The sequence below is a fragment of the Streptomyces lacrimifluminis genome (genome assembly GCF_014646095.1).
Classification (GTDB): domain Bacteria; phylum Actinomycetota; class Actinomycetes; order Streptomycetales; family Streptomycetaceae; genus Streptomyces; species Streptomyces lacrimifluminis.
The window spans coordinates 229,940-255,579 of sequence record NZ_BMMU01000011.1 but is presented as its reverse complement, the minus strand read 5'-3'; the positions used below and the strand labels follow the sequence as shown (position 1 = coordinate 255,579).

Annotated in this window: 24 protein-coding genes and 1 pseudogene; 8 read left to right on the top strand and 17 right to left on the bottom strand. The window is 70.6% G+C overall.

From position 1 onward, the window contains the following. The 4 genes and pseudogenes from IEY89_RS19085 to IEY89_RS19070 form a co-directional block, all read right to left on the bottom strand. Positions 1-198 (bottom strand): carboxyl transferase domain-containing protein (locus IEY89_RS19085; RefSeq protein ID WP_308437447.1); only part of this gene is annotated, 198 nt, incomplete at its 3' end. A gap of 68 nt (positions 199-266) precedes the next feature. Next, the gene (locus IEY89_RS19080; protein ID WP_189148625.1) at positions 267-698 is read right to left on the bottom strand and encodes a hypothetical protein; all 432 of its coding nucleotides are present in this window, start codon (positions 696-698) and stop codon (positions 267-269) included. A 191-nt stretch (positions 699-889) separates the two neighbouring features. Then, complete coding sequence (locus IEY89_RS19075) at positions 890-1,687, bottom strand: AfsR/SARP family transcriptional regulator (RefSeq protein ID WP_189148624.1); 798 nt, start codon at positions 1,685-1,687, stop codon at positions 890-892. A gap of 385 nt (positions 1,688-2,072) precedes the next feature. Beyond that, positions 2,073-2,164, bottom strand: a pseudogene (locus IEY89_RS19070). A gap of 176 nt (positions 2,165-2,340) precedes the next feature. Between IEY89_RS19070 and IEY89_RS19065 the strand changes: the two are divergent. From IEY89_RS19065 to fabI, 6 genes are all read left to right on the top strand, one after another. Beyond that, positions 2,341-3,336: a DUF2156 domain-containing protein gene (locus IEY89_RS19065; protein ID WP_189148623.1), complete on the top strand. Its 996-nt coding sequence runs from the start codon at positions 2,341-2,343 to the stop codon at positions 3,334-3,336. A 41-nt stretch (positions 3,337-3,377) separates the two neighbouring features. Continuing rightward, positions 3,378-3,536, top strand: a complete 159-nt coding sequence (locus IEY89_RS19060; protein ID WP_189148653.1) for a hypothetical protein — start codon at positions 3,378-3,380, stop codon at positions 3,534-3,536. A 296-nt stretch (positions 3,537-3,832) separates the two neighbouring features. Continuing rightward, a complete protein-coding gene (locus IEY89_RS19055; RefSeq protein WP_189148622.1) occupies positions 3,833-4,930 on the top strand; it encodes a fatty acid desaturase family protein in 1,098 nt (365 codons plus the stop codon). A gap of 125 nt (positions 4,931-5,055) precedes the next feature. Beyond that, entirely contained in the window at positions 5,056-6,447 is a 1,392-nt protein-coding gene (locus tag IEY89_RS19050; protein ID WP_189148621.1) for an MFS transporter, read from the top strand. 49 nt (positions 6,448-6,496) lie between these two features. Next, complete coding sequence (gene fdxA, locus IEY89_RS19045; RefSeq protein WP_189148620.1) at positions 6,497-6,823, top strand: ferredoxin; 327 nt, start codon at positions 6,497-6,499, stop codon at positions 6,821-6,823. Beyond that, complete coding sequence (gene fabI / locus IEY89_RS19040; RefSeq protein ID WP_189148619.1) at positions 6,820-7,584, top strand: enoyl-ACP reductase FabI; 765 nt, start codon at positions 6,820-6,822, stop codon at positions 7,582-7,584. Before fdxA ends, fabI begins: the two co-directional genes overlap by 4 nt. 99 nt (positions 7,585-7,683) lie before the next feature. Here the strand turns inward: fabI and serS are convergent, their stop codons facing one another. The 13 genes from serS to IEY89_RS18975 all read right to left on the bottom strand — a co-directional run bounded on the left by serS (position 7,684) and on the right by IEY89_RS18975 (position 19,318). Next, entirely contained in the window at positions 7,684-8,970 is a 1,287-nt protein-coding gene (gene serS / locus IEY89_RS19035) for a serine--tRNA ligase (RefSeq protein WP_189148618.1), read from the bottom strand. Next, positions 8,963-9,169, bottom strand: a complete 207-nt coding sequence (locus IEY89_RS19030) for a hypothetical protein (protein ID WP_189148617.1) — start codon at positions 9,167-9,169, stop codon at positions 8,963-8,965. The genes serS and IEY89_RS19030 overlap by 8 nt, the downstream gene beginning before the upstream one ends. Positions 9,170-9,192: 23 nt before the next feature. Then, positions 9,193-9,549 (bottom strand): hypothetical protein, encoded by a 357-nt coding sequence (locus tag IEY89_RS19025; protein WP_189148616.1) that lies wholly within the window; start codon positions 9,547-9,549, stop codon positions 9,193-9,195. A gap of 376 nt (positions 9,550-9,925) precedes the next feature. Beyond that, positions 9,926-11,146 carry a beta-ketoacyl-[acyl-carrier-protein] synthase family protein gene (locus IEY89_RS19020; RefSeq protein WP_189148615.1) on the bottom strand — a complete coding sequence of 407 codons (1,221 nt, stop codon included), beginning with the start codon at positions 11,144-11,146 and terminating at the stop codon, positions 9,926-9,928. Continuing rightward, the gene (locus tag IEY89_RS19015; RefSeq protein ID WP_189148614.1) at positions 11,146-11,376 is read right to left on the bottom strand and encodes a phosphopantetheine-binding protein; all 231 of its coding nucleotides are present in this window, start codon (positions 11,374-11,376) and stop codon (positions 11,146-11,148) included. The genes IEY89_RS19020 and IEY89_RS19015 overlap by 1 nt, the downstream gene beginning before the upstream one ends. A gap of 88 nt (positions 11,377-11,464) precedes the next feature. Further along, positions 11,465-12,487: a beta-ketoacyl-ACP synthase III gene (locus tag IEY89_RS19010; RefSeq protein ID WP_189148613.1), complete on the bottom strand. Its 1,023-nt coding sequence runs from the start codon at positions 12,485-12,487 to the stop codon at positions 11,465-11,467. Continuing rightward, the gene (locus IEY89_RS19005) at positions 12,484-13,467 is read right to left on the bottom strand and encodes a ferritin family protein (protein WP_189148612.1); all 984 of its coding nucleotides are present in this window, start codon (positions 13,465-13,467) and stop codon (positions 12,484-12,486) included. Before IEY89_RS19005 ends, IEY89_RS19010 begins: the two co-directional genes overlap by 4 nt. After that, positions 13,464-14,018 carry a flavin reductase family protein gene (locus IEY89_RS19000; RefSeq protein ID WP_189148611.1) on the bottom strand — a complete coding sequence of 185 codons (555 nt, stop codon included), beginning with the start codon at positions 14,016-14,018 and terminating at the stop codon, positions 13,464-13,466. Before IEY89_RS19000 ends, IEY89_RS19005 begins: the two co-directional genes overlap by 4 nt. Further along, a complete protein-coding gene (locus tag IEY89_RS18995) occupies positions 14,015-14,569 on the bottom strand; it encodes a hypothetical protein (RefSeq protein WP_189148610.1) in 555 nt (184 codons plus the stop codon). Before IEY89_RS18995 ends, IEY89_RS19000 begins: the two co-directional genes overlap by 4 nt. A 6-nt stretch (positions 14,570-14,575) precedes the next feature. Next, positions 14,576-15,058, bottom strand: a complete 483-nt coding sequence (locus tag IEY89_RS18990) for a type II toxin-antitoxin system RatA family toxin (RefSeq protein WP_189148609.1) — start codon at positions 15,056-15,058, stop codon at positions 14,576-14,578. 2 nt (positions 15,059-15,060) lie between these two features. Next, positions 15,061-16,344, bottom strand: a complete 1,284-nt coding sequence (locus tag IEY89_RS18985; protein ID WP_189148608.1) for an aspartate aminotransferase family protein — start codon at positions 16,342-16,344, stop codon at positions 15,061-15,063. Positions 16,345-16,424: 80 nt separating this feature from the next. Beyond that, positions 16,425-17,561 (bottom strand): acyl-CoA dehydrogenase family protein, encoded by a 1,137-nt coding sequence (locus tag IEY89_RS18980; protein WP_189148607.1) that lies wholly within the window; start codon positions 17,559-17,561, stop codon positions 16,425-16,427. Between the two features lie 125 nt (positions 17,562-17,686). Beyond that, a complete protein-coding gene (locus IEY89_RS18975) occupies positions 17,687-19,318 on the bottom strand; it encodes an aldehyde dehydrogenase family protein (RefSeq protein WP_189148650.1) in 1,632 nt (543 codons plus the stop codon). A gap of 184 nt (positions 19,319-19,502) precedes the next feature. Between IEY89_RS18975 and IEY89_RS18970 the strand changes: the two genes are divergently transcribed. Continuing rightward, positions 19,503-19,811 carry an acyl carrier protein gene (locus tag IEY89_RS18970; protein ID WP_189148606.1) on the top strand — a complete coding sequence of 103 codons (309 nt, stop codon included), beginning with the start codon at positions 19,503-19,505 and terminating at the stop codon, positions 19,809-19,811. Between the two features lie 39 nt (positions 19,812-19,850). Beyond that, on the top strand, positions 19,851-25,562 hold the full coding sequence (locus IEY89_RS18965) for a type I polyketide synthase (RefSeq protein WP_189148605.1): 5,712 nt from the start codon (positions 19,851-19,853) through the stop codon (positions 25,560-25,562). Positions 25,563-25,640: the final 78 nt, after the last annotated feature.

Below are 25,640 nucleotides of genomic sequence, written 5' to 3'. Positions count from 1 at the left end.
GGCCTCCAGGCCGAAGCCGGTCGCGCGATGCCGGCGCAACTGCTCGACCTCGTTGAAGGAGCCCTCGTCGAGGAGCAGGCCGACCCGTTCGCGGGCGGTCAGCTTGCCCTTGGCCTTCTGTGCGGCGGTGGCCTTCTCGCTGGGCCCGGCGAGGACCCGCTGCCGTAACTCGGCCAGCTCCGCGACGTGGGACTTCATCTCTCTCCCTGTCGGTTGGCGTCGCCGGTCCGCCGTGTGAGGGGCGGAACGGCTCGGACGACGCGGTGTCAGCGGCCGAGTGCGCGCAAGCTGTTGATCTGCAGGAACGCGAAGCCGGCGACGACGGCCGCCTGGAGGGGAATCCACACCGTGCCGACCGTGTTCGGGTCGAACCAGCCGAACAGGACGGCGACGACGCTCGCGACCGCCCACAGCAGGTTGGCTTCGATGACCACCTTGGTGGCGGTGGCCGACGGGACCGGGCGGGACGCGAGGAGGGCTACGAGACCGCCGTACACGGTGAGGAACACGCCGATGCCGCGCAGGAGGCCGGGGGAGAGGTCGAGCAGATCGCCGACCGGGCCGGCGGCGACCAGGTAGATCAGGCCGTTCACGGCCGTGACGGCGGCGTCGAGCGCGAGGAAGACACGCAGGGGGCGGGCCGCGGCCGTGCGGCCGGCCGCGGCGGTGGAGGGTGCCGAGGTCTGGCTCGTGGTCATGGAATCTCCCGGTGAATGTGGGAAGTCATCGACTGTTTTCCTTGCGATCGTCGCAATCCGGGCTGACCTGACGCTGACGGCGGACTTATACGGATGATGATCGGAGAAGCAGAGGGGTCGCAAAAGCCCGCAAGGGCCTGTTGGCGGGGTTGCGTGTCATGGGCCGCATTGTGGAACGGAAGGTGGGCCGATCAAGCCATTTGGAGGGCGTACGAAGAGGTTTCTCCGGATCCCAGTAACGGGTCGTGGGAAAGAATCGCGTTTTCCACTCGGCGCAGTGCGGGCGACGGCTCGATTCCGAGTTCGTCCGCGAGGTGCTGCCACATGAGGCGATAGACATGCAGGGCGTCCGCCTGGCGGCCGGAACGGTAGAGGGCGATCATCAGCTGTTCGCAGAAGCGTTCCCGCAGAGGATGGTTGCCGTGCGCCTCGTGGAGTTCGGCGAGGATGGCGGAGTGGTGGCCCAGACGGAGCTCGGCGTCGAAGCGAAGCTCCATGGCACGCATGCGGTACTCCTCGTAGCGGGCGCAGGCCAGCTGGCAGAGCGTGCCGCCGGTGAAGTCGCCGAAGACCGGGCCGCGCCACATGGACAGGGCGGTGCCGAGAAGTTTCGCTGTGGCCCCCGGATCCGTCTCGGATCTGACCTCGGCCTGGCGGACCGCCTTGACGAACTCGGCGCCGTCGAGTTCACCCTCGTGGAGGGTGAGACGGTAGCCGGAGGGGTGAATGGTCACCCTGGGCACGGTCCGGTCGGGTTCCAGGCTCTTCAGCCTGCGACGAAGCCGGCTGACATGGGCCTGTAACGCGTTGGCCTGGTTGTCGGGTGCGGAGTCGCCCCACATCTCCTCGACGAGGCTCTCGCCGGAGATGGACTGCCCCTCGTTGACCAGCAGGGTCTGGACCAGTGTTCGTTGGAGATCGCCGGAGATCTCCGCGGGGCCCGAGACGGTACGGATCTGCAGTGCGCCGAGAATAGAGAAGCTCAACATGCCGTTTCCCCCTTGGTGTCCGGTGCGGTGTGAACGGCGGATCACAGTCGGGGGGTCGTCGGGCCGTCGCCCCGCGGTGTGGCCGTGGGCGGGGGCGGCAGTTGGCGATCTCCGGGGCGCGTCGTGCGGCGCGGTCTCGGAGCTTCCTCCCGTGCTGGATCCTCTCACAAAATAATTCGTTTGAGAAGGTATTTTTTCTCGAAGTGGCGCGTGATGCAAGCGGGAGGTGTAAGCGGGATGCGCCGTGACCTGTGTGGGGGAGAGGGGGCACGCGTTGCACCCCGGCGGGCCTCGTCCCTTGGCGGCCGCCGGGGTGCTCGCTCCGCCGGGGTGGGGGGGGTGCCCCGGCGGATCCGATGCACAGCTGTCATCGGAAAGGCTTTCGCGGAGAGGGCAGGATTCGAACCTGCGTGAGCCTTCCGACTCGACCTCGAATGATTCTCTCGGTCCCCGATAAACCACTCCGGGCACCTCTCCCTGTTCCCGGTCTCCGGTTTCCCGTGCCGTTCACGAGAACAACATTGCCAGGGGGTGCTGATAAAGCGCTGACATGTCTCTGACGGTGGAGAGTAATTCCCTTCCGGTCTTCCCCTTGACGGTACGTGGGTGCTGTACTCGCAACGACCGAAAGAGCTTCCGAAAGGGGTACGGGCATGCCCGCAACCGTTACGGACAACCCGATTCTCAGGGCGGTCCGAAGTCACACACAGAGCGAGAACCCCAGTGCGTTTCTGGCGCTCAACAGTGGAAACAGCGCTTTCACCCTGCCCGGCAGGGACGGTGTCGTCGTCTACCGCCGTACCGGCCGATACGCCGTGCAGCTCGGCGGCCCCTTCGCCGCCGAGGAGGACTACGACGGGCTCCTCGACGGCTTCCGCCGGTATGTGCGGGACGAGGGGCTGAACCTCGTCGGCGTGCAACTTCAGCGCGCCGACGCCGAGCGGTACGCGCGCTGCGGGTTCACCGTCAACCAGATCGGTGCCTCGTGGGCCGTCCGGCTGCCCGACTTCTCGCTGCGCGGCAGCCGCTTCATGCAACTGCGCAACAAGATCTCGCGGGCGCACCGCAACGGCCTGCGGATCCAGGAGGTGGCGGCCGGGAACTGGCAGGACGCGATCGCGGCGATCGACGAGGCCTGGCTCGGTGCCAAGGGAGGTGCGCAGGCCCTGGAGTTCCTGGTGGGGCAGATCGGCGGGCAGGTGCAGGCCGAGCGCCGGCTGTTCGCCGGGACCATCGAGGGGGCGCCGGTCGCCTACATCTCGTACTCGCCCGTCTACGGCGGCCGGGCCGGTTGGATGCACGACCTGAGCCGGCGGATACCGGATGGCTCGCCGGGGCTGATGGAGGCCATCAACGCGCACGCCATCGAAGTGTTCCGGGCCGAGGGCGTCGAGTGGCTGCACTTCGGATTCACCCCCTTCACGGGGCTGGACGGGGGACACGAACTCGAAGGCCACAGCCCGGCGTTCCAGTGGCTGATGCACGCCCTGTGGGCCGAGGGCGCGGCGCTCTACCCGGCGCAGACCCAGCTCTCGTACAAGCAGAAGTGGGCCCCCGACGAGTCGATCCCGGAATACGTCGCGTTCGACGGTCCGCAGGCCTCGCTGCCCGGCTTCGCACACATCTTCCGAGCCTGCAACGCCTTCTGACGTGTCGTCACCAGGACATTTTTGAAAGGGAGTTGAGAGCAGTGAGTGACAACGACGAGACCGCCACCCTCCAGCACGCGATGGTCGAGCAGCTCATGGCCGTCATCGGCGCCCCCGACGACGAGGACGTCGCCCGGGCCGCCGACGACGTGGTCCGGGCGCTGGACGTCCGGCTGCGGGAATCACCGGCCCCGGCCTGACCGGGACGGGGCCGGTACGACCGATCGGTCCGCCACGGATCAGGACCGGTCGGTCAAGTGACCGATCAGCCCAGTATCAGTACCACATCAGCGTGGCACGGAACTCTGGACACATGTTCGCCCAGGGGGTCCGGGCGGTGAGGTACCGCACGGTGCTCCAGTGGTCCGGGCCCGCCGGGCGGACACCACCCCGCGCCGGGACCGCCCGCGGGAGCACCCGTCGACCCGTGGTGCCCGCATGTCTGCCGGGCAGCGACGCCGCCCGCTCCGGGCACTTCTCCCAAGGAGAGCAACGTATGCAGCGTCCGCACGTCCAAGAAGCCGAAGCCCCCGTCGCCGACCAGCGGCGCACCGGCGCCTCGGCGACCTTCTCCGAGCTGCTCAAACGAGTCAAGGCGGAGGGCCTCCTCGATCTCGACCCCCGCTACTACACAGGCCGGCTGGTACTCAACACCACGCTGCTGCTGATCGGGTTCGCCGCGTTCTTCGCCCTTGGCGACTCGTGGTGGCAGCTCCTGACGGCCCTGTGGATGGGCCTGTGCGGGGGGCAGTCCGCCTTCATGTGGCACGACGCCGGGCACAAGGCCATGTTCCGCAACAAGAAGGCCGCCTCGGCCGTCGGCTACTTCCATGCCGATTTCGTCAACGGGGTCAGCTTCGGCTGGTGGGTCAACCACCACAACCGGCACCACAGCAACCCCAACCACCTGGACATGGACCCGGACATCGGCCGGCGCACCGCGATCTTCGCCATCAGGCAGTACCCCAGCCGCACCGCCGTACAGAAGTTCGTGGTGCGTCACCAGAGCGTGCTGTTCTTCGTGCTGCTGGTCCTGGAGTCCTACAAGATGCACAAGCAGGCGGTGCAGTCGATCGCCCGGGGTGAGACCAAGCGGCCCGTGCTGGAGTCGTTCCTGCTCGTGCTGCGCGCCGCGATCTATCTGACCCTTGTGTTCACCGTGCTGTCCCCGGCGCTCGCGATCGCCTTCGTCCTGGTCCAACAGGCCACCCTGGGCGTCTACTTCGGGATGATCTTCGCACCGAACCACAAGGGCATGGAGGTCCGCGACGGCGAGGAGGAGACCCTCGACTGGCTGGAGCGACAGGTCCTCACCTCCCGCAACATCCGCCCCTCCCTGCTCATCGACTTCCTCTACGGCGGTCTCAACTACCAGGTCGAGCACCACCTCTTCCCGGCCATGCCGCAGAAGAACCTGCCCCGGGCCCGCGAACTCACCCGCGACTACTGCGCCGAGCGCGGGGTGCCCTACCACGAGGTCGGCTTCTGGGCCTCGTACCGAGAGGTCGCCTCGTTCCTGCACGAGGTCAGCGCGCCCGCACGGCGTGGTGACGTGGACGAGCGCATCCGGCAGGAGTCCGGCCGCGCCGCCTGACCTCGCGGCGCACCCCGGAACCCGCACCTACCCGTAATCCCTCCTCGTACGACAGCCCCGGCCCCCGGGCCGCACGCCCGGGTCCACCGGTGCCCCGGGCGGTTCCCCTTCCTAGGAGCTCGCCCATGTTGGAGACCGCCAAGGCGGTGAGCGGAGGAGTCTCCGCTCCCGCCTCGATCGGGGCCCGCCTCGACCGTATGCCGATCACCCCGACCCATCGCAGACTCACCCTGGTCGTCGGGGTCGGGCTGCTCTTCGACACCTTTGAGAACAACCTGTCGGGCACCATCGCCAAGGTGCTGCAGAGCGACTTCGGCTTCGGCGCCAACGAGCTCAAACTGGTGCTGGCCTCCGCGTTCATCGGCCAGTTCTTCGGGTCGCTGCTGCTCGGCAGGATCGCCGACCGGTACGGTCGCCGCCGGGCCTTCCTGATCAACCTGGCGATCTACTCGGTCTTCTCGCTGCTCGGCGCCTTCTCGCCCAACGCGGCCTGGCTGATCGCGACCCGCTTCCTGGCCGGCGTCGGCATCGGCGCCGAACAGACCCTCTCCGACACCTATCTGGCCGATGTGCTGCCCGCCGCCAAGCGAGGCCGGTTCATCGCCTGGGCCTACACCCTCGCCTTCTGCGGAGTGCCCGCCGTGGGATTCGCGGCGCTGTGGCTCGTACCGTTGTCACCGCTGGGTGTGGACGGCTGGCGGTGGCTGTTCGTCATCGGCTCGCTGGGGTCCGCGGTCGTGTGGATCCTGCGTCGGCGGCTGATCGAGTCACCGCGCTGGCTGGCGTCGGCCGGCCGCGAGGCGGAGGCCGAGCTGCTGGTGTCCCGGATGGAGGCCGAGGTGCCGTCCGCCACACCGGCGGCCGTGGCGGGCGGCTACACCCGCGAAGAAGCCGGGGACGCCTCCCGACCCCGGTTGCGGGATGTGCTCAAACCCGGGCTGCGGCGCCGGACGCTGATGCTGTGGATCTTCTGTGCGCTCTCCGTCGTCGGCTACTACGGCTTCGGCGCACTCGCGCCGCAGATCCTCGCCGCCAAGGGGTACGGCATCGTCGCGGGCCTGGGCTACACCGCCCTGTCGTTTCTCGGCTACCCCATCGGCTCGGCGCTGTCGATCCCCGTCATCGACCGGGTCGAACGCAAGACGCTGGTCGCGGTCTCGGCCGCCGCGATGGCAGGAGCCGGCCTGGGCTTCGCCCACGCCGGCTCCGCCACCCTCGTCGTGGTGTTCGGCTGCGTCTACACCCTGTGCAGCAACATCTTCTCCAGCGTGTCGCACGTCTACCTCTCCGAGCAGTACCCGACCGCCATCCGCGCGACCGCGTCGGGTGCCGCGTACTCGCTCTCCAAACTCAGTGCCGCCGCACTGCCGTTCGTCCTGCTGCCCGTCCTGCAGGCGTACGGTCCCGGCGCCCTGTTCGCCGTCATCGCCGCCGCGATGGCCGTACTCACCGTCACGGTCCTCGCACTGGGGGACCGAACCACCGGCACCTCGGTCGACGGCGCGCGGTCGCGGTGAAGAGCCACGAACGGATTCCTGAACCCCCGACAGGACCAAGGAGTTTCGGATGACCTATGTCATAGCCCTGCCGTGTGTCGATGTACAGGACAGGTCCTGCATCGACGAATGCCCCGTGGACTGCATCTACGAGGGCCGGCGCGCCCTCTACATCCAGCCCGACGAATGCGTGGACTGCGGAGCCTGTGAGCCGGTGTGTCCTGTCGAGGCCATCTGCTTCGAGGACGACATCCCCGCGGAGTGGGGTGACCACCGTGCGTCCAACGCCGACTTCTTCGCCGAGCTCGGCTCGCCGGGCGGCGCCACGGCACTCGGCGCCCTCGACCACGACTCACCGCTGGTCCGTGCGCTGCCGCAGGCGGTGACCCGGTCATGAGCGGACTGCTCGCGGGCAAGCGTGTTCTGGTGACCGGCGTGGTCACCGAGTCGTCCATCGCCTTCCACGTGGCGCGGATCGCGCAGGAGGAGGGCGCCGAGGTCGTGCTGACCGGTTTCGGCAGGCTCTCCCTCATCGAACGCGTCGCCGCCCGGCTGCCCAAACCGGCCCCGGTGATCGAGCTGGACGTCACCGACCAGGAGCACCTGGACAGGCTGGCCGACCAGGTGCGGGAGCATGTCGACGGCCTCGACGGGATCGTGCACTCCATCGCGTACGGGCCGCGGGGCGCCTTCAGCTTCCTCGACGGCGACTGGGCGGACGTCTCGACCGCCGTACACGTGTCCGCGTACTCCCTCAAGTCGCTCACCACCGCCTGCCTTCCGCTCATGGAGCGGCGCGGCGGCTCGGTGGTCGGGCTCACCTTCGACGCGAAGGTCGCCTGGCCGCACTACGACTGGATGGGCGTGGCCAAGGCCGCCCTGGAGTCGACCAGCCGCTACCTCGCCCGGGACCTGGGGCCGTCCGGCATCCGCTGCAACCTCGTCGCCGCCGGGCCGCTGCGCTCCATGGCGGCCAAGTCCATCCCGGGTTTCTCGGAGCTCGCGGACTTCTGGCCCGACCGGGCCCCCGTCGGCTGGGACCTCACGGACCCGGAGCCCGCGGCGCGCGGTGTGGCCGCGCTCCTGTCGGACTTCTTCCCGCGCACCACCGGGGAGATCGTCCATGTGGACGGCGGGGTGCACATGACCGGCGCGTGAGCCCGGTCCACGAGACATGCGACAGGGGCGGGAGCCGGGTCCACACCCCAGCTCCCGCCCCTGTCGCTGTCCCCGCCCCTGGGGGTCGACCCCGTCGTCCTAGTCGGGGCTGGTCCTCCCGCCCGGCAGAATGCGGCGGAAGCCGGTGTAGGGCGCGAGGGCGCGGGGGAGCAGGACCGAACCGTCCGGTTGCTGCCCCTGTTCCAGGAGTGCCGCGACGGTGCGTCCGACGGGCAGCGCCGAGCCGTTGAGGGTGGCCACCGGGCCCTTGCGCCCGTCCGGCGTGCGGTGGCGGATGTCGGCCCGACGCGCCTGGAAGGTGCCGCAGTCGGACACCGAGGAGATCTCGCGGTAGGCGTCGATGCCGGGCAGCCACACCTCGATGTCGTACGTCATCCGTGCCGAGAAACCCAGATCGCCGGCGGGCAACAGGACGACACGGTACGAGAGTTCCAGGAGCCGCAGACACGTCTCGGCGTGCTCCACCATCAGTTCGAGCTCGGCCTGGGCGTCCTCGGGGGCGCACACGCGCACCAGCTCCACCTTCTCGAACTGGTGCAGGCGCAGAATGCCCCGGGTGTCCCGGCCGTACGCCCCGGCCTCCGCGCGGAAACAGGGCGTGCGGGCGGTGAAGGCATACGGCAGTTCGCGAGCGTCGACAAGCTGTCCCGCGAGCAGGTTGGTGAGCGGGACCTCGGCGGTGGGGATCAGGAACAGTTCACGATCGCCGACCTGGGTGCGGAACAAGTCCTCCTCGAATTTGGGTAGTTGGCCGGTTCCCGTCATGGTGTCCCGGCTGACGAGGAACGGCACGGAGTGCTCCGTGTAGCCGTGCTCCCGCGTGTGCAGATCGAGGAAGAAGTCGGCCAGGGCCCGCTCCAGACGGGCCCCGGCACCCCGGGCGACGCTGAAGCGGGCACCGGAGAGCCGGGCCGCGGCCGGGGAGTCCAGGACGGCGAGCGACTCGCCGAGGTCGGAGTGGTGGCGGGCGCCGGCGGAGTCGCGCGGGGGCGGGCCGCCCCGGCGTATCTCCACCGCCTCCTTCTCGGAGTCACCGTCCGGGACCGTGTCCAGAGGGATGTTGGGCATGCCGAGCAGCAGGTCGGTGAGGTCCTGGCCCGTGGTTCTGGCCGTCGCCTCGGCCCGCTGGACCTCGGCGCGCAGCGTGCGTGCCCGCTCCTTGGCCTCCTCGGAGGGAGGACCGGACCGCGCGCCGCCGCGCGAGGTCCGGTTCAGCTCGGTCCGCAGCCGGGTCACCTCGGCCTGGGCCCCGGTCCGGCGGCTCAGGGCCTCGGACAGGGCCTCCAGATCGAGGACGTGACGACGACGGGCCAGCCGCCGCACGGCGGCCGGCCCGTCGTCGAGCAGCTCACGTGGATCATGCATGGCGGTCTCCCGGGGAGTGATCGAGGAGGCGGGCGGTGGATGTCGGGGTTCCGGCCGCCGGATCGGGTCCGGCCGTGGCAACGGTCGGGGCGACGGGGCCGGCCGTGGTGAGGTGACGGGTGCCGAGCCGTTGGTAGCGGTCGGGGTGGGTCCGGCGCAGCCGGGCCGCGTACGCCAGACCGAACACCGCGGTCGCCACCAGCAGCCACGGCAGCCTGGCGATCAGGCGATCAGGGGATCGGGCGAACCGGTGAGCATGGCGAAATTGCCGGTCACCAGCCACGCGGAGGCCACGAGTCCGGCGAGGCCGAGCACCGGTGCGACGATCTCCCGCCACAGGTGCGCCTTCGGCAGTCGGTGCCGCAGCCGCAGCCCGAGGACGGCTGCCGCGGCCACCGCCTGGAGGACGACGATGCCCAGCGTGCCGAGGCCCAGCATGCTGGTGGTGAGATCCGCGTACGGGTCCAGGCCGGCGACCGCGAAGCTCCCGACGACCATGGCCGTCAGCGCGCTCTGGGCCAGGCCCGCCCGGTGCGGGGAGTGGTGCCGGGGGTGCTCGGCGCCCGGGGCCGAAGGCACCAGCCCGTCCTCGGCGAGCACCCGGGCGTACCGGTTGGCGGCCCCGTGCGAGCGGCACCGTGCCGACCGTCGCGGACAGCGGAGCGGCCGCCGCGACGAGCAGGAAGAGGATGCGACGGGTGCCGAGCTGCCCCGGCCGGCCTTCCGTCGGAGGAGAACTGCTCTCGGGCATGGTGACTCCGGGTGGGGACAGGACGGACGGGGAAGCGGAAGCGGCGCGCGGAGAACGGAGCGCGCAAAGGAACAGGAGGAAGCGGGTGCGTCAGGACACGCCCGGCCGGTCCGGCCGGTCCGCCGGACGGGCCCGTTCGCCCCGCCTGTGCGGACCGGCCGCCTCCCGGTGGCCGTTCAGGTGCTGTGCGCCGTACGCGGGATGTCAGGCGGGGGCGAGGGCCAGGACGGTGTTCTGGCCACCGAAACCGCACGAGTTGCTGAGGGCCAGGTCGATGGGCATGGAGGTCGCGGTGAGGGCCAGTTTCACTTCGATCCGGGGGTCGGGGATGGACAGGTTGGCGACCGGCGGCACCATTTCGCGCTCGATGCTCAGCAGCGCGAACGCCGCCTCCACCGCGCCCGCCGCGCCCAGCAGATGGCCGGTGACTCCCTTCGTGGAGGTGACCAGGGGATCTCCCTGGAGGGTGCGGCGGATCATGCGGCCCTCGGCGAGATCGTTCAGCGGGGTGGAGGTGCCGTGGGCGTTCACGTGCTGGACGTCGTCCGGGTCGGCGCCGGCGTCGGCGAGGGCCGCGCGGACCGCCGCCTCGACGCCGGCGCCGTCCGGATGCGGCGACGTCATGTGGTGGGCGTCCGCGGTGGCTCCGTAACCGACGATCCGGCCGTGGATGTGCGCACCCCGGGCCCGGGCGTCCTCGACGCGTTCCATGACGAGGATCCCGGCGCCCTCCCCGGCGACGAACCCGTCCCGGTCGATGTCGAACGGCCGCGACGCGGTGGCCGGGTCGTCCTCCCTGCGGGACAGCGCGCCCATCTGGGCGAAGCCCGCCATGACCAGGGGAGTGATCATGGCCTCGCTGCCGCCCGCCAGGACGATGTCGCAGCGCCCCAGGGCGAGCAGGTCCCGAGCCGTTCCGATCGCGGTGGCGCCCGACGCGCAGGCGGTGGCCACCACCAGGTTGGGCCCGGTGGCCCCGAACTCGATGGCCGTCTGACCGGCCAGCATGTTCGGCAGCTGCATGGGCAGCAGCAGCGGGGACACCCGGTGCGCGCCCTGCTCCCGCAGCACATGGTGCTGTTCCTCGACCGTGCCGGGACCTCCGTCGGCGCAGCCGAGGACCACTCCGACGCGTGCCCCGTCCCAGGTCTGCGGATCGAGGCCCGCGTCGGCGACCGCCTCGTGCGCGGCTACCAGCGCGAACTGTACGAACCGGTCCAGACGGTGGGCCCGGCGGGCGCTCAGCAGGCGTTCCGGGTCGAAACCCGGTACCCGGCAGGAGATGCGTACCGGGTTGTCCGCCAGCGTGGGATCGAGCCGGGCGGCGGGCCTGCCGTCACAGACCGCCGCCCAGCTCGCCTCGACCCCGACGCCGCCCGGCGTGACCAGACCGAGTCCGGTGACGGCGATGTCGATGCCGGCCATCAGACCTTCGCGCTCCGCTCCTCCATGAGCCGGACCATGTCGGCCACGGTTTCGGCCTCCAGGAGGTCGTCGTCGCTGATGTCCAGGTCCAGTTCGGACTTGAGCAGCAACGAGAGTTCCACCACGGCCAGCGAATCCAGCTCGATGTCCTCGCGGGTGGCCTCCGGGGTGATGGACTCCGGCGACACCTTGAGCTTGTTGGACAGGATGTCCTTGAGCTGCTCCAGCATGACGGTTCCTTTCGGTTGGGTGATGCGGGTGACGAGAGGGTCGGGAAGGTGGACGACCGGCGGGGGTGAGGCGGGCGGTGACGGGAGGTCAGACCGAGTGCACCTCGGGCCAGACCAGGGTGGTCGCACCCCATGACAGCCCTCCGCCGAACGCGGTGAGCAGCACCCGGTGTCCCGCCCTCAGCCTGCCGTCGGAGGCCGCCTGCGCGAGCAGCAGCGGGATCGAGGCGGCGCCGGTATTGCCGACCTGTTCGATGTTGCTGAGCTGCCGCTCGGCCGGGACGGCGAGACGCTCCGCGACCGAGGTGAGGATGCGGGCGTTCGCCTGATGCGCCGCGAACCGGTCGATGTCGTCGAGGCGCCAGCCGGCCAGCTCCGCCGCTTGCGTCGACGCGCTCGTCATCCGTTCCACGGCGTGCCGGTAGGTGTCGCGGCCCAGCATCCGGAAGTACTGGTCGTCCGGATCGGCCGGGGGACCGGCCGAGCGCTGCCGCGAACCGCCGGCCGGCACCTCGATGAGATGGCTCAGCTCGCCGTCGCTGCCGAGGACCAGTGGTCCGAGCGCACCCGCCTCGGACGCCGCGCCGGCCCGCAGGACCACCGCGCCCGCCCCGTCCGCGAAGATCACCGCGGTGGTGCGGTCTGCCGGGTTGACGATCGTGGTGAACGCGTCGGCCGCGATGAGCAGGACACGGTCGGCGATGTTGGCGGCGATCAGTCCGGAAGCGGCGGCCAGGCCGTACAGGAAGCCGGAGCAGACAGCGGCCACGTCGAACGCGGCGACCTGGCCGAGACCGAGCCGGGCCGCCACCTGCGGGGCGGTACCGGGACAGGGCTGGTCGGGTGTGGTGGTGGCCAGGACGACCGCGTCCACCCGGCCGTCGCCCGCCGACTTCAGCGCGCGCAGGCCGGCCTCCACGGCCAGGTCGGAGGTGGCGGTGCCGGGCGACACCACGTACCGCTCGGCGATGCCGGTGCGCGACCGGATCCAGGCGTCGGAGGTGTCCAGACGCTGTGCCAGATCGTCGTTGGTCACCAGTTCCGGGGGCACGTACCCCCCGATCCCGTCGACCACGGCCGCCCGCCCGAGCACGGCCGCGCCACCGCTCACGTGTCGGCCCCGGGACTGCTCAGGACCTCCAGGGGCAGGCCCATGTACGCCATACGGGACTCGGCCATCTCGTCCGTCCACTGCTCCGCCATGTCGTAGCGCTGCTCCGGGGTGGTGTCGAGCATCCGTACGCCGGGCCAGATCTCGTAGTCGCCGATGCGCTCGGCGTGCTGGGCCATGCCCTGCTGGAAGAGTTCCTCACGGTGGATGACGAACTCGCGGTCGGGGATCTCGTCCCAGAGCCGCACCCCGGCCCGCAGGATCTCCAGGAGGCGCGGGCGGTACTCGGGGAAACGGGCCACGTGGTCGCGCAGGATCGTGCTGGCCACGGTGAGGTGGCGGATCTCGTCGATGGCGGTGCCGCGGGAGATCTCACCGGTGGCGGGGGACAGGGGAGTCCACTTGCGTTCGCTCAGCTCGGCGGCCGGGGCGAGCACGCCCTCGATGACGATGGCGAACACGGCGACTCCGCCCGGGAAGTCGGCCTGGTCACGGACGATGTCGAGGGTGAAGTCGACCACCGGGTCCAGGACCCGCTTGCGGTAGTCCCGGGCCATGTCGTCGATGTCCGCGAGCAGGGTGTCCGCGGGGATGCCCAGCTCGACCAGATGGTTGCGGAAGACGCGGGCGTGCCGTGCCTCGTCGATCAACTGAGTTGCGTAGAACTCCAGTTCGGGTACGCCTGGCGCAATGGCCACGTAGTGACCGAGCAGCCGGGTCGCGATCTCCTCGGACAGGCCGCGGAAACCGAACTCCAGGACCAGCGCGTCGCGCAGCGGACCGGGCTCCCGCAGGAACTCGGGCACGGTGGCGTCCACGTGGTGACCTGTCTCGCCCCGGTCGCGCAGCGTGCCCTGCGCCACCGAGGTGAACCAGTAGGCGAGGTTGCACTCCTCGGGGCCGAGCGTGAGCTCCTTCGCGCCGTCGAGCAGGCCGGGAGCCTTTTCCCAGTCGGCCTCGGGGGCCACAGAACCGGTCATGACGCCGATGTCTCCTTCGCGGGGTGCAGGGAACCGGTGAACAGACGGCCGGCATGGCTGAGCAGGGGCGGCCCGTCACCGGCGGTCGCGCGGACGACGTAGCCGAGCAGCAGCTCGCTGTCACCCGTCGAGTGCGCGGAGTGGAACCGGCAGGTGTAGTGCGCGAGCGCGCCGGCGATCAGCGGGGCGTGGGCGTACGAGTCGGCCGTCCACGCGAGCCCCGCGAACTGCCCGTCACCCGCGAGGCGCGCTCGGTCCGCGAAGTGCCGTGCCACATCGGCCTGTTCACCGCCGAGTACGTTGATCGCGAACCGGCCCTCGGCCGCCGCGAGCCGGGCGAAGGACGAGTCGGCCCCGAGGACCACCCCGACCAGCAGGGGAACCCGGGACACCAGCGTGACCGTGCTCGCGGTCGTACCGTGCGCGGTGCCCTCGTGGCCCACGGTCAGCACGGAGACGGGCGACGCCAGGTGGTACAGCGCCCGGCGGCGCTCCGCCGGGTCCTGCCGCACCGGACGGCGTGCGCTGCGCACCTGGGTGACGGTGCTCATCGCACGGCCTCCTGGCGCTCCTGGTGCTCCTGGCGCTCCTGGCGGACCCGGGGTGCGGGAACGTGACCGACCGGAACCGGGTCCATGGCGTGCCCGGCCGGCTTGGGGTGGGCGATCCCCAGGTCGTCGAGGAGCCGCAGATAGCCGGGCTGGCGCACCGGCTCGAAGGGCAGCGCGAACGATTTCATGAAGTTGCCGAACAGCCCGCGGTCACCGAAGAGATGGAAGGGCAGCACCAGCAGCGCCCACTCGGGCTTCACCAGCCAGCACCACAGCGCGGCCACCGCGCCCTGCGTGATGAGACTGTGCATCGTGTTGTAGAGGACGTAGTACGCCTTGTGGATCGGCCGGCCACCGGCGCGCTTGAAGGCGATGGCGCCCGGGATGTAGCCGATGAGGTCGATGTAGAGGAAGAGCGCGATGGCCGGCAGCCAGCGGATCTCCCCGAAGTGGGCGATGATCAGCCCCGTGGTGACGGCGAGACCCACCAGGTACTCGGCTCGGTGCAGCGAGTACGTCCGTGGTGTCTCGAAGGGGTTCGCCTGGTCCATGGCCGGTCAGCTCCCCACGGCGGCGGGCGTGATGAGCTCCACGCCGCCCGACAGCCGCACGGCGGGGAACAGCCCGGCCAGCGCCCAGGCGACGGTCTCCTTGATGACCCGCTCGGCGATCGGGTCGAGGATTCCCTCCAGGCTCGGGATACCGAAGTCGAAGTCGGCCGCGAACCGCACGGAGACATCGGCGCCCTGCTGGACCAGGGTCCAGGTGCCGGTGAAGGAGTCGAAGTCGCCGTCGGTCTGCTCGAAGCGGATCTCACCCCGCTCCGGCACGAAGACGTCGGACTCGGTCCAGCGGAGCAGACCGCTGCGGAAATGCAGCTCCCAGCTGGAACTGGCGTTCTCGTCGGGGTAGGTGGCGTGCACGGTGGTCGCGTTCACATGGGGCGCCAGGTCCGGGTACCGCTCCCAGCGCCGTACGGAGTCGTAGACCGTGTCGGCCTGCTCCGCGGGTATCAGTGCATCCAGTTCGACGTGCCGCACGATCAGTTACCGCCTTTCGGCATGGTGGCCGCGCCCCGCACCAGATCGCGGGTGGCCAGGTCGAAGGAGTTGAGGAGGAACTCCACATCGGTGTCGCTCAGCACGGCGGGCGGCGTGAACCGCACCACCGAGCTGCCGTTCATGGAGTGGTTGGCGACCACTCCGTGGTTGAAGAGCTCGATCAGCAGCTCGCCGGCGAGACCGGCCTCGACCAGCTCGATCCCGATGAGCAGGCCCTGACCGCGCACCTCCACGACCAGTTCGGGGATGTTGCGGTACGCGATCTCCGAGATGCGGGGCAGCAGCGCCGCCCCCAGGTCGGTGGCCCGGGTGATCAGCCGTTCCTCCTTGACGGCCCGGATCGCCCCGCGCACCGCGGCCATCAGCACCGGCTGGCCGGAGAAGGTCGCCGTGTGGACGTACGGGTCCTTGTCGAAGGGGCGGAACGCCTTGCGGGTCGCCACGGCCGCGGAGACCGGCAGCACACCGCCGCCGAGCGCCTTGCCCGCGAGCAGCACGTCGGGCACCACCCCCTCGATGTCCGCACCCCACCACTCACCGAGCCGGCCGAAACCGGACTGGACCTCGTCGAGAATCAGGAACCCGTCGTGGGCTCGGACCAGTTCCTCGACGCGCTTGAGATAGCCCTTGGGCGGAATGATGACGCCGCCCTCGCCCTGGACGGGTTCGAGGATGACGCAGACCTCGCCGGGGTGGGCGGAGAGCTCCGCCTCCAGGGCGTCCGCGTCGCCGAACGGCAGGTGCAGGAAGTCGGGTATCAGGGGCCGGAACGGCCGCTGGTAGACCTCCTTCGCGGTGGCGGACAGCGCGCCCAGCGTCTTGCCGTGGTAACCGCCGTTCATCGAGACGGTCCGCTTGTAGCCGTTCGCGCGGGCCAGCTTGAGGCCGGTCTCGACCGCCTCCGCCCCGCTCAGCGCGAAGTGCACGCGGTCCAGGCCCTCGGGCAGCACGGAGACGAGGGCCTCGGCGGCGAGGGCCACGGTGGGTTCGAGCAGGATGCGGGTGGCGGTGGGGTGGGTACGCAGCTGGCGCTCCACCTCCTCCATCACGATCGGATGGCGGGCGCCCATGATGAACACGCCGTAGCCGCCCGCGTTGAGGAAGCGCTCACCGTCGCTCGCGGTGAGCCAGGCGCCTTCGGACGCCACCTCCATGTGGCTGCCGAAGAGTTCGGCGAGGGTGGCCCGGCCCTTGCTCAGATGAGCCCGGTACAGGCCGAGGATCCGCGCCTCGGTGTCTGCGGCGGCCTCCTGGATCACGGTCATGGATCTCTCACTCCAATGGACGGGTCTGGTGCCGCCGGGCGGCACAGCGGTCTCCCGGGGCAGGACGGCGGGGCGGGTCTTCAGGCCAGGACCAGCGGGCCGCCGCCGAAGTAGCCGAGCAGCGGCTCGGCGGCGGCGCCCTGACCCGGGGGATGGAAGGCGAGCGCGCGCACGGCGGCCGCCGTCCGGGCGTTCGCGGAGTCGCGGATGAAGTCCAGGCCGCCGAGCAGCTCCAGCGCCCGGGCGGCGATGGACGGCAGCGCGTTCTGCACGGCGTAGCGCGCGACCAGGACCCGGGCCACCGACTCCTCGTCACCCGGCTCGGTCCCGATCCCCCGCGCGACCCCCTCCAGGAGGGCCAGCGAGGCCTCCACGTCGACGGCGAGCGAGGCCCGCTCCCGGACGCTCCCGCGCTCGCGGTCCAGGACCTGCTCGACCAGGGCCGCGGCGCCGCCCGCGTAGCCGGCCGCGATGAGCATCTCGAACCAGACGAACCCGGCCGTCTGAAGGTCGTCCAGGCGCTGCGGGTCGTCCGCCCCGGCCCTGACGACCATGTCCGCCGGTACGAAGACGTTGTCGAGGCGCACCTCGTCGCTCTCCGCGCCCGCCAGCAGGTCGTTGCCCCAGAAGGGGTGGACCGACAGCCCGGGCGCGCCGGCCGGAACCAGGGCGAGCGCCAGCTCGGGGACATCCCCGTCGTGGATGGCGATGCTCGCCGTGAGCAGGCTCATCGAGTGCGACAGACTGCACGGTTTCTTCGCGCCGGACAGCAGGTAACCGTCCTGAACGGGACGGGCCGTCACCCCGGGCGTGAGGATGTTCTGCGCGGTACGGCCCTCGGCCCAGCCGGAGGCCATCACCTGCTGCTCGGGGACGATCCGGTGCAGCAGATCGGTCTGGGCGCCGGTGAGCCGTCCGGCGTTGCCGGCGAGGGAGTAGAGCATCGCGGCGGTGAAGTGGTGCATGGAGACGGCCGCCACCAGCGACGGGGACTCGGCCCCCAGCGCCAGCTGTACCCGCAGTGCTTCGAGCGGGCTGGCACCGTGGCCGCCGTACTCTCCGGGAATGAGCAGACCGACGCCGCCGTGGATGCGGAACAGGTCGATCACCGGACTGCCCGGCCGCTCCCGCTCGGCGTACGGGATCTCCTTCAGTTCCTTGATCAGGCCGGGATGGAAGCGCTCGCAGACGGCCCGAGCAGCATCGAGGGAACGCACGGAAACCTCCGGTGGGGACTATGCGGTGGGCGCTGAGCGCGCCGCTGGATACGCGGTTCGTTGGCTGCGGGCCGGTGGGGGCTGGTCGCGCGGTTCCCCGCGCCCCTTCAGGGGCGCGGTTCCGCTCAGGCGCCGAAGACCGCGTCGTAGGGACTGATGTCGCGGGCGATGCTGACTCCCTGGACGTGCGAGGTCTTGAGCATCGGGTAGTTGGCCTCGCCGAAGGCCCCGCCGGTGCGGCCGGTGCCGCCGTGGCTCGGCAGATACGGCAGGAAGCCGATGTGCGAGTCGTTGACCTTCAGCAGACCGCCGTTGACGACCCGTCGCACGAAGGTCTCGATGACGTGGTCGGAGCGCGACCAGAGGGAGTTGCGCAGCCCGTACTCGTTGGAGTTGACGAACCGGAGGAACGCCTCCAGCAGCGCGTCGTCGTTGTCCGCCTCCGGCACGATGACGGGGATGAGCGGGAAGAAGGTCTCCTCGCGCACGACGTCATAGGTGCGGGCCCGGTCCAGGCCGTCCACCCGGAGAACGGTGGGCTGGAGGAAGACACCGGTTTCCGAGGGCGTACCGTCGACCTCGGTGCGGTTCCCGCCGGTGACGAGCGTCGCGCCGTTGTCGAGTGCCTGGCGCAGCAGCCGGAAGAACCGCTCACTGCGCCGCACCGGTGACAGCAGGACGTCCTCCTCCTCGGGCAGCCCGGGCCGGATCGCCTTGACCTGCTCCTTCACCTCGGCGATGAGGGCGTCGGCGATCTCGGGGTGGACCAGCACGTAGTTGGGCACCATGCAGATCTGGCCGGAGCCGAAGAACGACTCGGTGACGGCCTCGGCGGCCCAGGTGATGTCGGCGTCCTTCCACACCACGATGCCGTCGTTGCCGGCCAGCTCCAGGATGGGCTTCTTGCCGTGCGCGACGCACTGCTGCTCGAAGCGCAGGCCCTCCTGGCTGCCGCCGATGTAGAAGATGTCGTCGATCAGCGGGTCCGCGATCCAGCGGTCCATGGTCTGCTTCGGATTGCTGCACACCGCGTTGAGCACACCGGGCGGCGCGTCCAGCTCCTCCAGCAGTGGAGCCACGATGTCACGCAGCAGCCACATGGTGCTCAGCGCGATGCTGCGCGGCGCCCTGACGATGACGGCGTTGCCGGCCATCAGCGCCAGGACGGCGAGCGCGGCGCTGGGCAGCGGAGCGTTCTGCGGCGGGTTGAACGCCACCACCCCGTCGGGCTGGCGCTGCAGGATCAGCTTGCGGCCCGCGTACTCCTTCTCGACCCGCATCTGCTTCGTGTACCAGCGCAGACTGCCCGGCGCGTAGATCTGCAGCAGGCAGCTGAGTTCCCAGCGGGCCAGCTTCACCGGGTGCGACTCGGCGACCAGCATGTCGAGGAACTCGTCCTGGTGCTTGAGGAGTTCCTCCCTGAACCGCGTACCCAGCCGCATCCGCCGCTCCAGCGGCACGGCCGCCCAGTCCGAGGCGGCAGCCGCAGCCGCCTGCGTGGCCAGGTCGATGGAGTTGTCGTCGGCTATCGCACAGCGGCCCACGACATAGGGGTGCTGGGCGGCGTCGGACTCGGGGTCCTGCTCCAGCTGCCGCTTGAGGCTGACACTGGTGAACACGTCTTCCAGCAGGGATCGTCCGCTGACGGTGTAGACCCATCCGTCCCCGGCGACATCCTTGCCCGCGATGTAGAGGTCGTAGCTCTTGAATCCGGAATGTGCCGGAACACTTTCTTCCTGCCCAGCTCCGTGAAGCATCATCAGCCCTTCCGAGCTTCCGTGGGGAATTTTCGGTCAACTGCTTTTCGAAGCAATCTGATCGTGGCAGCTGAATCTGACTCAAATCTGACTCGCGGCTGACACCGGACTGATCTAGAGGAGGGCCGCACTCCGGCTGCCGGCCGTCAGCGGAGCGTCAGCAGCTGCTGTTTGCATGGCAGCCATGTCATCCACCGACACAACGCCGCACCGGCTGCGCGAGCTGCCGCGGGCCGAACTCGCCGAGGAAATCGAGACACTCGTCCTGAGGAGGTTCAAGACCGTTCTCCTCATCGACGAGTCGGAGGACCTCCCCCTCGACATCAGCTATTTCGATCTCGGCCTCACCTCACTGCGGCTGACCGAGATAAGGCAGAGCCTGGAACAGCTCCTCGATCTCTCCATCAACGCGAACGTGCTCTTCAACGAGCCGACGATCGCGCACCTCGTGGATCACCTGGCCGACGCGCTGGCCACCCCCTCCTCCCGCTGAACACCGATCAACCAGGACCAGGACAGAAGGAGTTGCTCCATGCCGCGTACGGAATCCGGGACGGACCCGGCCCCCGAGCCGATCGCGATCGTCGGAATCGGTCTGCGATTCCCGGGCGGCAGCGACTCGGCCGACGAGTTCGACGCATTCCTGCGCGACGGACGCAGCGGAATCGGCCTGATACCCGAAGACCGGTGGGATGTCGCCGCATTCACCCCGCAGAGCCCCGACGACAAAGGGAAGATTCACGCATCGGGCGGCGGGTTCCTCGACCGAATAGACCTGTTCGACGCCTCTTTCTTCAACATCTCCCCGAAAGAGGCCCAGTACATGGACCCCCAGCAGCGGATGCTGCTGGAGACCGCGTGGCAGGCGCTGGAGCACGCGAACATCGACCCGACCCCGCTGCGCCGCGGCAACGGCGGTGTGTACGTCGGGGCCAGTTCCATCGACTACGCGCTGGAACTGGACTCACTGCCGTACGAGGAACTCGACGGTCATCTCGCTTCCGGCATCACCATGTTCCCGCTGTCGGGCCGGCTCTCCTACTTCCTGGGCTGGCGCGGTCCCAGCATGAGCGTCGACACAGCGTGCTCGTCCTCGCTGGTCGCCCTGCACCTCGCCGTACAGGGACTGCGCGCCGGCGAGAGCGACATAGCCCTGTGCGGCGGCGTCAACGCCCTGCACCATCCCCGCATCCCCGTCATGTTCTCCAACGCGCAGATGCTGGCCCCCGACGGACAGTGCAAGACCTTCGACGAGTCCGCCGACGGCTACGCGCGCGCCGAGGGCTGCGGAGTCCTCGTACTCAAGCGGCTGAGCGACGCCAACCGGGACGGCGACACCGTCCTCGCGCTCGTCCGGGGTACCGCCGTCGGTCAGGACGGCGACAGCGCGGGCCTGACCGTGCCCAACGGACCGGCCCAGGAGAAGGTGATCCGCAGCGCGCTCGCCGTGGCCCGCCTCGCGCCCGAGGACATCCAGTACGTGGAGGCGCACGGAACCGGCACCCCGCTCGGTGACCCCATCGAGTTCGGCGCCATCGGTGACGCCTTCGCCACCTCCCACACCAAGGACGCCCCGCTCCTCGTCGGCTCGGTGAAGACCAATCTGGGCCACATGGAGCCGGCGGCCGGCATCGTCGGAGTCATCAAGACGGTGCTTCAGCTCAGGTCCGCGACCGTCTACCCGCACCTCAACCTCAACACGCCCTCGGGGCGCATCCCCTGGGACCTGTATCCGGTCCGCGTGCCCACCGCCTGCGAGCCGTGGCCGGCCGGTACCAGGCGCGCGGTGGTCAACAGCTTCGGCTTCGCGGGCACCATCGGCGCGGTCGTCCTGGAACAGGCCCCGGTGCGGGACCTCCCCGAACCCCCCGCCACCGCCGAGGCGCCCGCCGTCCCGATGCTCACGCTCTCCGCGAAGAGCGCTGCCGCGCTGAGCGAACAGGCCAGGCGCTACCGGGAGTTCCTGGCCGAGCGGCCCGACGCGGCGGTGGACCGGCTCGCCTACACCGGCAACGTCGCCCGCGCCCACCACTCTTACCGGATCGCCGGACCGGTGCCCGACCGTGCCGCCCTGGAGCGGCTCCTGGCACAGGCGGAGGAAGGCGGCCACGAGGGCCCCTCCGGCATCCGCAAGACCGCCTTCATGTTCAGCGGCCAGGGCTCCCAGTACGCCGGCATGGGCGCCGCGCTCTACGAGGCGTTCCCTCTCTTCAGGGATCAGGTCGACGAGTGCGACCGGCTGTTCGCCCCCCGTCTCGGCCGCTCGGTCCGCGACCTGGTGCTCGGCACCGCCGCCGACCCGGACGCCATCCACCGCACCGAGTACACCCAGCCCGCCCTGTTCACCCTGGAGTACGCGCTCGCCCGGCTGTGGATGTCCTGGGGCATCCGCCCGAACGTGCTCATCGGGCACAGCATCGGCGAGGTCGTGGCCGCCGCCGTGGCCGGTCTGTTCGGCCTCTCGGACGCCGTGACTCTGGTCGCGGCCCGGGCCCGGCTGATGCAGGCGGTGCGGGCGGAGGGCGGGATGGCCGCCGTCGCCGCCCCCGCCGAGGAGATCGAACCACTGCTGGCCGCCCACCCCGACCTCACCCTGGCGGGGATCAACGCCCCCGACCAGGTGGTGATCTCGGGTGCCACGGCCGCCCTGGACCAGGTCACCGCCGAGCTCCGCGAGCGGGGTGTCAGGGTCGACCCGCTGGCCGTCTCGCACGCCTTCCACTCCCCGCTCATGGCCGAGGTGTACGACGACTTCCGCGCCGCCCTCGACGGCATCACCTTCACCGAGCCGGCCATCAGCCTGATCTCCAACGTCACCGGAAAGCTCGCCCGGTTCGCGGAGATCGGCAACCCCGACTACTGGGTACGCCACATCGGCGAGCCGGTGCAGTTCATGGCCGGCATCCGGGCGGTGGCCCAGCGTGGCCGGCACGCCCTGATCGAGATCGGCCCCTCCACCGCGCTGACAGCACTCGCCCAGCGGTGCCTGAACACCGAGGACCACCTGTGGCTGGCGAGTCTGCGCCGTCGCGACCGCGCCGGTGACACCACGCTGTCCGCGCTCGCCGCGTACTACGCCGCCGGACTGTCGGTGTCCTGGACGGCCTACCACGAGGGCCGGATCACCCCGGCCACCACGGTTGTGCCCACCTACGCCTTCCAGCGCAAGCGGTACTGGCTGCCCTCCGTCAGCCCCCGGCGGACCGGCTCGACGGGCGGCACCGCACGCCATCCGATGCTCGGCACCGAGGAAAGGTTCGCCAGCGGGGTACGGGAGTTCACCGCAGAGTTCACCGCCGAGGAGCTGGGGGCGCTCGTCGACCTCGGAGACGGCGAAGGAACGACGACACTGCCCGCCGGTGCGTACGTCGACCTGCTGCTCGCTCTCCAGGACGCGGCGTGGGGACACACCCGGTCCGCGATCCACGACGTACGCCTGCCGTCGCCGCTGCGGGTGCCCGCCGAACCGGCCGTGGCCCTGACCACCCGGTTGCGGCCCCGCGCCGGGGGCGGAGCCGACGTGGAGGTCTTCACCCTGGTCGGCGGTGAGGAGGACATCCATGTCACCGCCCGGTTCGCCGCCGAACGTGAACCGGTCGTGCCCGTCTCCGAACTGGCGGAACTGGACGCCGCTCTGGCGCCCGCGGGGCAGGAGATCGACGACGAGGACATCTACACCGACCTGGCCTCGGTCGGCCGCCCGCACGGTCCGCGCATGCGGCTGCTGCAGCGTGCCGCCCGCCATGAGGGCGGCCTGGTCACCGGCGAGTTGACCGGCCGCGACGCCACGTCGGTCGAGCATGTGCCGCCGGAGCTCCTGGAGGCCGCCGTACAGGCCGCCATCGTGCTCGACCCCGAGGGCCCGGTTTTCGAGGTCAGGTCGATCGCCTCCGTACGGCACTTCAGGAAGCCGCGCGGTGAGCGACTTCGGGTCCTCGCCCGCGTCCACAGCGACCAGGACCGGCGCGTCGCCGACCTGATCCTCCTGGAGGACGGCAGCCCCGTCACCGAACTCCTCGGCGTCGAACTCGCCCGTCCCGAAGGCCGCCTGGGCCGACGCCAGTTCCTGCACCGCCCGGGCTGGGTACGCCGAGCCCTGCCGGCCCCCGCCGAGACGGCGCCGGACACCGGACCCCAGCACGTCCTCCTGCTCGCCCCGGACCACGTCGGCACCGACACGCTCGGCCCCTCGCACAGCTTCAAGGTGACCCGGATCGCGGAAGCCGCCGATCTGAAGGCCGCCCTGGACGACCCGACGGTCACCGACATCTGCCGTGTCTGGCACCGGCACGAAGGCCCTGCGTCCGCCTCCCGGCTGCGCGCCGAGTGCGAGGACAACTACCGTGAACTGCTCGCACTGGTGGCCGCGCTGGACGCCGCCGATCCCGCCAGGCCACCCCGGCTGTGGCTGGTCACGGAGGGCGCCCAGTGGCTGCCGGGCGACCCGCCCGGCGACGGGGCGCACCTCGCCGCCGCCACTCTGTGGGGCTTCGGGCGTGTCCTGCTCACCGAGTACCCCCAGTACCGGGCGACGCTCGTGGACGTCGCCCCGGGCACCGGGCTCGCGGCCCTGCCCGACGAGTGGTACGCCGAGGTCCCCGGTGAGTACCAGGTCGCCTTCCGGCCGGACGGGCGCCGTGTACGCAGGCTGCTGGCCGGCGACGCCACTCTCACCTGGCCCGGCGGCTTCGAGCTGCGGGCCCCCGACTCCGGCGATCTCTCCGACCTCGCCCTCGTCCCCGCCCGGCACGTGTCGCCACGCGGCGACGAGGTCCAGGTGCGGGTACACGCCGTCGCCCTGACGGCGGCCGACGCCGCCACCGCCCTGGACACCGGCCGTGCCGGGCGCGAGGAGGAGGAGCCCCCACCGGTACTCGGCGCGCTGGCCACCGGGACGGTCGCCGAGGCCGGTGCGCGGTCCGGCTTCACCGCCGGGGACGAGGTCCTCGTACGCCACGAGGGTGCTCTGTGCTCCACCCTCACCGTCCCGGCAGCCTCGGTGGCTCCCGCCTCGCTGCGACAACCGGTCGACGGCGCCCGGCACTTCCGCCTCGACGAGACGGGCGAGGCCCTGCGCACGGCCGCCGCCGGGACGGCACCGGAGGTCTGGGTCGACCTGTCCGGCGAGCACGTGTCCGGGCCGGCCGCCGACGACGTCGGCGCCGGTGTCCGGGCCGACCGCACCTACCTGATCACCGGTGGTCTCGGCGGACTCGGACTGGTCACCGCGCGCAAACTGGTGGCACTCGGCGCCCGGCACCTGACGCTGGTCAGCCGTAGTGGACGGCCCACCGCGGAGGCCGGACCGGTCCTCGCCGACCTGGCCCAGGACGCCGAACTGGCCCTCCTGCGCGCCGATGTGAGCGATGCCGGGGACGTGGCCCGGCTGATGCGGGCCGTGGCGGCGGGACCTTATCCGCTGGGCGGGATCGTGCATGCGGCCGGGTCGTACGACAAGAAGCTGATATCCGAGCTCACCTGGGAGTCCATCGACGCCCAGCTCGGCGCGAAGGCCTACGGCGGCTGGCTGCTGCACGAGGCGTCCCAGGACTCCTTCCCGGAGCTGGAGTTCTTCGTCACGTACTCGTCGATCGCCTCCGTCCTGGGCGGCGCGACCCAGGGGCACTACGCCGCGGCCAGCGCCGCGCTCGACAGCCTCGCCGAATGGCGTACCCGCCAGGGCCTTCCCGGGCTCTCGGTCAACTGGGGCGCCTGGGCCAGGGTCGGCATGTCAGCCCGGCTGGAGGAGTACCTCAGCCGGGAGATCGAACGCAGCGGCGTCCACTTCTTCTCACCCACCCGGGCCCTGGACACCCTGGCCAGGCTGTGGGGGAGGCCCCGCAGTCAGCGGGTGGTGGGGGAGTTCGACTGGGACCGCTATGTCGCCGGCAACGCGACCGGCGACCACTTCTACGACCGCCTTGCCCGGCGTGAGCAGACGGACGACGGCCCCGACCTCGCCGCGCTGACCGGCCTGCCGAAACCGGAGCGTACGGCCCTGATCACCGGCCTGGTCCGGGACACGGTCGCCGCCGCGCTGCACCTGGCGGCCGACGACGAGCTGGACCCGACGGCCGAGTTCGTCTCGCTGGGCCTGGACTCGCTCATGGCGATGAACGTCAAGTCCGGTCTGGAGCGGATCTTCCGGCTGCCCCTGCCGGCCTCGCTGACCTTCGATCACCCGACCGTACGCAGGCTCACCGATTTCCTGGACGGCCGGCTCTGCCCCACGCCCACGCCATGACGGCCGCAGCCGAACCCCACGACAAGTACGACAAGCACGACGGACACGACGGACACGACGGAAGCGACGGACACGAAG